A 6,738-nucleotide genomic window follows, 5' to 3' on the forward strand; every position below is an offset into this window, starting at 1 on the left:
TAATTGCAGACGCGCTCTAATTGCAAGCGCCGACTTTTTCGACGGGTGGACTACCCTGGTCGGGACGACACCCAAGGAGGGACCCATGCCGGATGCGCAGACCGACGAGCCGCTGTCGTGCGGGCCGCTGACCGGCGGGCGCGCCCTCGCCCAGGGCTGGTGCGCCCTGTCCGCCCTCCACGGCCGCATCGAGACCCACGTCGAGCGCGCGCTGCAGGCCCGGCACGGGCTGAGCGTCCGCGAGTTCTCGGTGCTCAACGTGCTCAACGAGCAGCACGACGGCCCGGGCGGGCATCTCCAGATGCGCCAGCTCGCCGACGCCGTCGTCCTCAGCCAGAGCGCCACCACCCGCCTGGTCACCCGGCTGGAGGACCGCGGCCTGCTCGCCCGCTACATCTGCCCGGACGACCGCCGCGGCATCTACACCAACGTCACCCCCGCGGGCCGTGACCTGCTCGAACAGGCCCGCCCCACCAATGACGCGGCGCTGCGCGAGGCCCTCCGGGACGCCGCCGCACGGCCCGAGCTGGCCCCGCTGGTGGCGGCCGTCGAAGGGCTGTGGGCCCCCGCGTAGGCTGCGCGCCATGAGCGACTTGGAGATCCGCCCCGCGACCGCCGACGACATCCCCGCCATCGTGGCCATGCTGGCCGACGACCCGCTCGGCGCCCGGCGCGAGTCCCCGGATGACCCGGCCCCCTACCGGGCCGCGTTCGAGCGGATCGCCCGCGACCCGGGCCAGCGCCTCGTCGTCGCCGTACGGGACGGCCGCGTCATCGGCACGCTCCAGCTCACCGTCGTCCCCGGCCTGTCCCGACGCGGCGCCACCCGCTCGATCATCGAGGGCGTCCGCGTCCACGCCGACGAGCGCGGCAGCGGGCTCGGCACCCAGCTGATCCAGTGGGCCATCGACGAGTCGCGCCGCGAGGGCTGCGTGCTGGTGCAGCTCACCTCGGACGCGACCCGGACCGATGCCCACCGCTTCTACGAGCGCCTCGGCTTCGAGGCCTCGCACGTGGGATTCAAGCTCGCTCTCTGACTCCGGCCGTCCAGGGGGCGCCGAGGTCGGTCTAGAGCGCGTCGAGGTCGATCGCCTCGGCCATGCGCCGGTAGCCCGCGTCGTTGGGGTGCTTGTGGTCCCCGCTGTCGTACGCCGGGTCGAGCGCCAGCGGGTCCGAGGGCGAGGCCATGACCTCCGCGAAGTCGACCACCGCGTCGAACTCCCCGGAGGTACGGATCCATTCGTTGATCGCCGCGCGCTTCGCCTCGGAGCGCGCCGTGTGGTACTCCGCGCCCTTGAACGGCAGGATCGTCGCGCCCACGACCCTGACGCCCCGCGCGTGGGCCCGCGCGATCAGATCGCGGTAGCCGGCGATCACCTGCTCGGCCGAGACCTGCGGATTGGGCTTGTAGGTGGGCAGGTCCACCTCGCTGAACCCGATGTCGTTGAGCCCCTGGAGCAGGATCACCGACCTGACGCCCGGCTTGTCCAGCACATCGCGCCCGAACCGCGCGCCCGCCCGGTCCCCGTACCAGGGCGAGTCGTGCAGCAGCAGGTTCCCGCCGATGCCGGAGTTGAGGACCGGGCGCGGGGTGCCCGCCGCCGCCAGGCGCTCCGCCAGCCGGTCCGGCCAGCGCTTGTTGCCGTCGTAGGAGGAGCCGAAGCCGTCGGTGATGGAGTCGCCGAACGCCACCACGGAGCCGCGCCGCCCGGTACCGCCGGACAGCTCCACGTCCGAGAGGTAGTACCAGGAGTGGGTGGTCTCGGTGAACGCCCCGCCCGTGCGGTCGGCGCCGTGGTCGCCCTCCGCGCGGTAGCTGGTGGCGTACGCCTGGGCGTGGAAGGTGGCCGGACCGGTCGGCTCGGCGAAGTACAGCGTCACCGTCAGCGACTCGAAGGGCGCCACGCGCACCGGCGCCGCGTCACTGGCCGTCTCGCCACCCGCCGGGATGGTCACCGCCCCCCGGTGCCCGAAGGTCAGCCGGCGCAGGCTCCCGCCCTCGACCGCCGCGCCGCCCGCGCTCCGGGCGATGGTCGCGCCCGCGATCCGCAGCGGCTCGGCGCCGTACCGGTTCGACAGCCTGATCCGGGCGGCGGTGCCGCCGCCGGTCACCCGCACCACCTGGCGCACCGTCTGGTCGGCGAAGCCCTTGAGGGACCAGTTGTCCTCGAAACCCTCGCTGGGCCGCTGGACGGGGGCGGCCCACCCGGCCGACCAGGCGGCCGCGGGCCGGGCGGCGGAACCGGAGGCGGCCGCGGAATCGGAGGCGGCCGCGGCGGAACCGGAGCCGGAGGCGGCCAGGGCGGCGGTCAGGGCGAGCAGGGACGCACCCACGCGAAGCGCTGAAGAGCGCACGGCGGATCTCCTTCGAAACGGGGCGGGCCCGGGGCCCGCCGCACTTGAGCTGAGGAGATCAGCCTGCGGCGGCTCGCGCGGGCCACCCAGCCCCCGGCGGTGCGTACCACTGCCGGGGTCAGGCACGCGCGCCGCCCACCGCCGGGCCGCGCCTCACGCCCCCCGCCTCACGCCCCGCGCCTCACGCCCGGCGCCTCAGGCCCCCGGGCGCCACCCCTTGGGGTCCACCCCGCCCGGCACCGCGCCGTCGGCCTCGTACGGCTCCCGGGTGAAGACGAAGGTCCCCAGGTCGAGATGGACGCTGTCGGCACCGTACGGACCACCGCCCGCGCCCCGCACCACGCGCAGCGTCTCGCCCGCGTAGTACCCGTCGAGCCCGGTCCAGGTGCCGTCCGGCTCCGCCCGGAACCGGGAGCCGCGCCCCCTGCCGTTCAACGGGCGCAGCTCGAGCCCCCGTTCGGGACGCAGGTGCAGCAGGAAGGGGGTGGGGCCCCAGTACCAGGGCCCGGTCAGCGCCACCAGCTCCGGATCGGCCTCGGACAGCGGGCGCCAGGGCGCGGGCATCGGGGGCTCGTGCTCGGCCGCGATCCGCACGAGATCAGCCGCGACGGCCCCGACGGCGGGCCCGGAGGTGGCGTTGGCCAGCGCGATCCCGGCCAGCCCCTCCTCGGGGCTCGCCCACAGGGCGGCCAGGAAGCCCGGCATCGAGCCGGTGTGGCCGATGAGGAGCCGACCGTCCCGGCGGGCCAGCTGGATGCCGAGCCCGTAGCCGTCGTCCCACTCGTCGCCCTCGGGCGCGACCGCCGGGGCCCGCATCTCGGCCAGCGTCCAGGGGTCGAGCACCCGCCGGTCCCCGTCCATCAGGAAGGCGGCGTACCGGGCCAGGTCGGCGGCGGTCGACCACAGCTGTCCGGCCGGGGCCATCCGGCCGGTGTCCACGGCGGGTTCGGGCAGCAGCACATCCGCCCAGGGGTGCACCGCCCAGCCCTCGGCGTGCGGGGCGCGGGGCAGCGGCGACGTGCGCGCCATCCCAAGCGGCTCCAGCACCTCGCGCCGCAGCACCTCGTCCCAGGGCGCACCGCGCAGCCGCTCGACGAGCGCCCCCAGCAGCGCGAAGCCGGGGTTGGAGTAGTGGTGGCGGCGGCCGGCGGGGTGTCGCAGCGGACTCTCGCCGAAGATGTCGGCCGTCTCGGGGCGCAGCTCGCCCGGTGTGCGCTCCCACCACGGGCCGCGCGCCTCCGCCGCCAGGCCCGAGGTGTGGGCGAGCAGCTGGGCGATGGTCGCGTCCCCGGCCTCGGGCACATCCAGGTGACGGGAGAGCGGATCGCCGAGATAAAGCAGTCCCTCGTCGCGCAGCCGCATCACCAGCACCGCCACGAAGGTCTTGGTGAGGGAGCCGATGCGGTACTGGGTACCGCCGTCGGGCGCCTGCCCGGCCACCTCGCCGCGCGCCCCGGCCCACCACAGCCGTCCGTCCCGTACCACCGCGCCCACCAGGGAGGGCGCGCGGCCCTCGGCCTGGCCGACGGCGATCCGGCGGAGCAGGGCACGTCGGGTGGCGGGCAGCGGCTGCGCGGGCTCTTCCATGGGCGCGATCATGCCCGCACCCTACGTCCGGCGGGTCGGGCGCAGGGGCCGATGCGCCATTTCAGGCGGGCCGGGAGCCGCATGCTCAGGCGGGCCGGGAGCCGCCGCCCCCGGTTTCCCCGGCCCGGCCCGCATCGTCCGCCGGGTGGGGAAGGAGGGGGAACAGCCGTGTGATGAGGGCGACCGGTGCGGCGCCCTCGGGGCGGGCCAGGGGGCGCTGTTCACGGTCCTGATAGGGGGCGAGGGCCCGCCGGATCACGTCCGCGACCCGGCTCATCTCCTCGGGCGTCAGATAGGCGACGGCGCTGAAGGCCTCGTCGTGGCGCCATTCGGCCGGGACCTGGTCCCGTCGGCCGAGCCAGCGCCGCCAGCTCTCGTCCTCCAGCCCGCGGGCCAGGTCCCCGAAGTCCTCCGCGGCCGGACCCGCCGCGGGAGCCGGCCGCCGCAGGCGCCAGGGACGGGCGCGGCCCCCGCTGTGAGGGGCTTCTTCGATGTGGCCGTGGCGTGCGAGCTGCCGCAGATGGAACGAGCAGAGCCCGGAGCTGTAGCCGAGCCGGGCGGCCGCCTCGGTCGCCGTGACGGTGCCGACTTCGGCGAGCAGCTCCAGCAGGGCCGTACGGACCTCGTGCTCGCGCAGCCCCTCACCGGCCTGCGGGGAGCGGCGGGGCGGGTCGGTGAGGTCTTCTTCAGTCACTTTGCAAAGTCTGCTACTTTGCAAAGAGTTTGGCAACCGGATCCATGGCTGCCCGAGAGGAAAGGGAGACAGCGATGTCCGACCGTCAGGACCGACCTCGCGCCATCGACCGGCGAGTCCGTCTCCAGGGCGAGCCGGTCGACTCCTGTCCGCGGCTGCTCCCGGAGGCCGAGCGGGGTTCGGTGCGCCGGATCACGGCGGTGGGCGAGGAGGTGCTGAGCCACCCCTGCCGCGAGGTGACCGAGTTCGGCACCTCCGAGCTCTCGGCCCTGATCGACGACATGTTCCTGACCATGTACGTGGCCGACGGCGCCGGTCTCGCCGCCAATCAGGTCGGTGTCGACCTGCGGCTGTTCGTCTACGACTGCCCGGACGACGACGGAGTCCGGCATGTCGGCCACCTCGTCAACCCGGTGCTCGAGCTCCCCGACCCAGGCCGGCGCCGGCTCGTCGACGACACCGAGGGCTGTCTGTCCGTGCCCGGCGCCACCATGGCGGTCCCCCGCCCCGATCGCGCCGTCGCGCGCGGATGCGACAAGGACGGCAACCCCCTGGTGATCGAGGGGACGGGTTACTTCGCCCGGTGCCTGCAGCACGAGATCGACCATCTCGACGGACATCTCTATCTCGACCGGCTGTCCGCGCGGGACCGCAAGGACGCCCTGCGGCAGATGGCCGCGCGCCGCGAGGACGTCTTCGCCCGACGCGAGAAGAAGGCCGCGGCCTTCGGGGCGCGGTATTCGGCGTCCTGACGGAACGCCAACCTCTCACTGTCGCCGCCCCGCTTGCCGCCGTCCCGCGTGCCCAAAACCGCCAGGGACCGCTCCGATAGCATGCTCGGGCCCAGGACAATCGCCCCCATCGCCCGCGCTTCACCGGAAAAACCATGCCATCCAGCACGATGAGTCACCTATTTGACCAACACCTAGCAAATCGGCCGAAAAATTGATACCTATAGCATCGCGGGTCTTTTCCCGAATAAGCCGCGTATTCACGCTCGCCGCGTGGCGCCAACCGCGGGCGATACTGTGGGCCACGGCGGGTGTGGTGACCCTCGGATTCCTCATCGCGCTGGAGATCGCCGCACGCCACTATGGCCTCCCCGGGCCGATGACCAGCCAGGCGCGAGAGGTGATATTCGCCCCCAAATCCGGCTTTCTGCTGTACGCCAGCATGGGGCTGATGATGCTGGTGCTCACCTGGCGGCAGCGGTTCATCGCGTTGGGCGTCGCGATCGGCATCGACATCGTCTTCGTGCTGGTGCGGTGGGCGGTCGACGCCAAGATGAGCTTCGGCAACGGCGCGTTGTGGGTGGTCCTCGGCTGTGCGGTCATCGCTCTCACGCGGCGCACCGGCAATGAGCGCGCCCTGCTGCTGAAGGGCGTCGGTCTTGGCCTGCTGCTGGTGACCGGCCGCAAGACCGGCGACGCCTGGCTCCTCATCACCTCGAAGACCCGCCCCATGGTGCTCGACCCGTACCTCGCGACCGCCGACCACGCGCTGGGCAACCCGTCCTGGCTGGTCGGCCGGCTGGTCAGGGCCACCGGTCCGATCGGCACCCACCTCCTCGACTGGGTCTACGCCCAGCTCGCCGTCGCCGCGGTCGTCGTCGCGCTGTACCAGCTGCGCAAGGTCTCGGTCGAGCGCCGCTTCCCGCGCCACCATCTGGTGCGCACCTTCCTGGTCATAGGCGTCGTCGGGCCCGCCATCTACATGATCTTCCCGGTCGTCGGACCGATCTTCGCCTACGGCACCGGCGCCTTCGGCACCGGCGGCGAGCACTGGGCGATCGCCAACCTGTGGCCGGACACGCCCCCGCCGATCAGCCCCCCGCACCCGGTGCTGTACGACGAGATCACCCCCCGCAACTGCATGCCCAGCCTCCACACCGCCTGGGCCACCGCGATCTTCATCCACTCCCGCAAGGGCCCGCGCGCCCTGCGGTTCGCGGGCACCTTCTGGCTGGTCGCCACGCTCACTGCGACCCTGGGCTTCGGCTACCACTACGGCGTGGACCTCATCGCCGGCGTGGTGTTCGCCCTCACCATCGAAGCGGCGCTGCGCTCGTTCGACCGCGGCTGGAACCGCGCGGGAATCCAGAT

General features: G+C 73.3%; 7 protein-coding genes. 4 read left to right on the forward strand and 3 right to left on the reverse strand.

Features of this window, described 5'->3' with window-relative positions:
* The first annotated feature begins 85 nt into the window (after positions 1–85).
* Both BBH68_RS13115 and BBH68_RS13120 read left to right on the forward strand, forming a co-directional pair.
* Positions 86–574, forward strand: coding sequence for a MarR family winged helix-turn-helix transcriptional regulator (locus BBH68_RS13115; protein ID WP_065961921.1), 489 nt, complete (start codon positions 86–88; stop codon positions 572–574).
* A gap of 10 nt (positions 575–584) precedes the next feature.
* Positions 585–1,037 carry a GNAT family N-acetyltransferase gene (locus BBH68_RS13120; RefSeq protein ID WP_065961922.1) on the forward strand — a complete coding sequence of 151 codons (453 nt, stop codon included), beginning with the start codon at positions 585–587 and terminating at the stop codon, positions 1,035–1,037.
* 31 nt (positions 1,038–1,068) lie between these two features.
* On the opposite strand, the gene BBH68_RS13125 is transcribed toward BBH68_RS13120, so the two are convergent.
* The 3 genes from BBH68_RS13125 to BBH68_RS13135 form a co-directional block, all read right to left on the reverse strand.
* Positions 1,069–2,355: an SGNH/GDSL hydrolase family protein gene (locus BBH68_RS13125; protein ID WP_065961928.1), complete on the reverse strand. Its 1,287-nt coding sequence runs from the start codon at positions 2,353–2,355 to the stop codon at positions 1,069–1,071.
* 195 nt (positions 2,356–2,550) lie between these two features.
* Positions 2,551–3,954 carry a serine hydrolase domain-containing protein gene (locus BBH68_RS13130; protein ID WP_245738038.1) on the reverse strand — a complete coding sequence of 468 codons (1,404 nt, stop codon included), beginning with the start codon at positions 3,952–3,954 and terminating at the stop codon, positions 2,551–2,553.
* A gap of 73 nt (positions 3,955–4,027) precedes the next feature.
* On the reverse strand, positions 4,028–4,636 hold the full coding sequence (locus BBH68_RS13135; RefSeq protein ID WP_065961930.1) for a helix-turn-helix domain-containing protein: 609 nt from the start codon (positions 4,634–4,636) through the stop codon (positions 4,028–4,030).
* A 74-nt stretch (positions 4,637–4,710) separates the two neighbouring features.
* Here BBH68_RS13135 and def point away from each other — a divergent pair, with 74 nt between their 5' ends.
* Both def and BBH68_RS13145 read left to right on the forward strand, forming a co-directional pair.
* Positions 4,711–5,388, forward strand: coding sequence for a peptide deformylase (def, locus tag BBH68_RS13140; RefSeq protein ID WP_065961933.1), 678 nt, complete (start codon positions 4,711–4,713; stop codon positions 5,386–5,388).
* A 271-nt stretch (positions 5,389–5,659) separates the two neighbouring features.
* The coding region (locus tag BBH68_RS13145; protein ID WP_065961967.1) for a phosphatase PAP2 family protein at positions 5,660–6,738 on the forward strand (1,079 nt) is incomplete at its 3' end.

Source organism: Streptomyces sparsogenes, from assembly GCF_001704635.1.
Taxonomy (GTDB): Bacteria; Actinomycetota; Actinomycetes; order Streptomycetales; family Streptomycetaceae; genus Streptomyces; species Streptomyces sparsogenes.

Excerpts from the sequence above, each read along its gene's own strand:
- BBH68_RS13115 (WP_065961921.1), top strand. The coding sequence starts at position 86 with ATGCCGGATGCGCAGACCGACGAGCCGCTGTCGTGCGGGCCGCTGACC.
- BBH68_RS13120 (WP_065961922.1), top strand. The coding sequence starts at position 585 with ATGAGCGACTTGGAGATCCGCCCCGCGACCGCCGACGACATCCCCGCC.
- BBH68_RS13130 (WP_245738038.1), bottom strand. The coding sequence starts at position 3,954 with ATGATCGCGCCCATGGAAGAGCCCGCGCAGCCGCTGCCCGCCACCCGA.
- def (WP_065961933.1), top strand. The coding sequence starts at position 4,711 with ATGTCCGACCGTCAGGACCGACCTCGCGCCATCGACCGGCGAGTCCGT.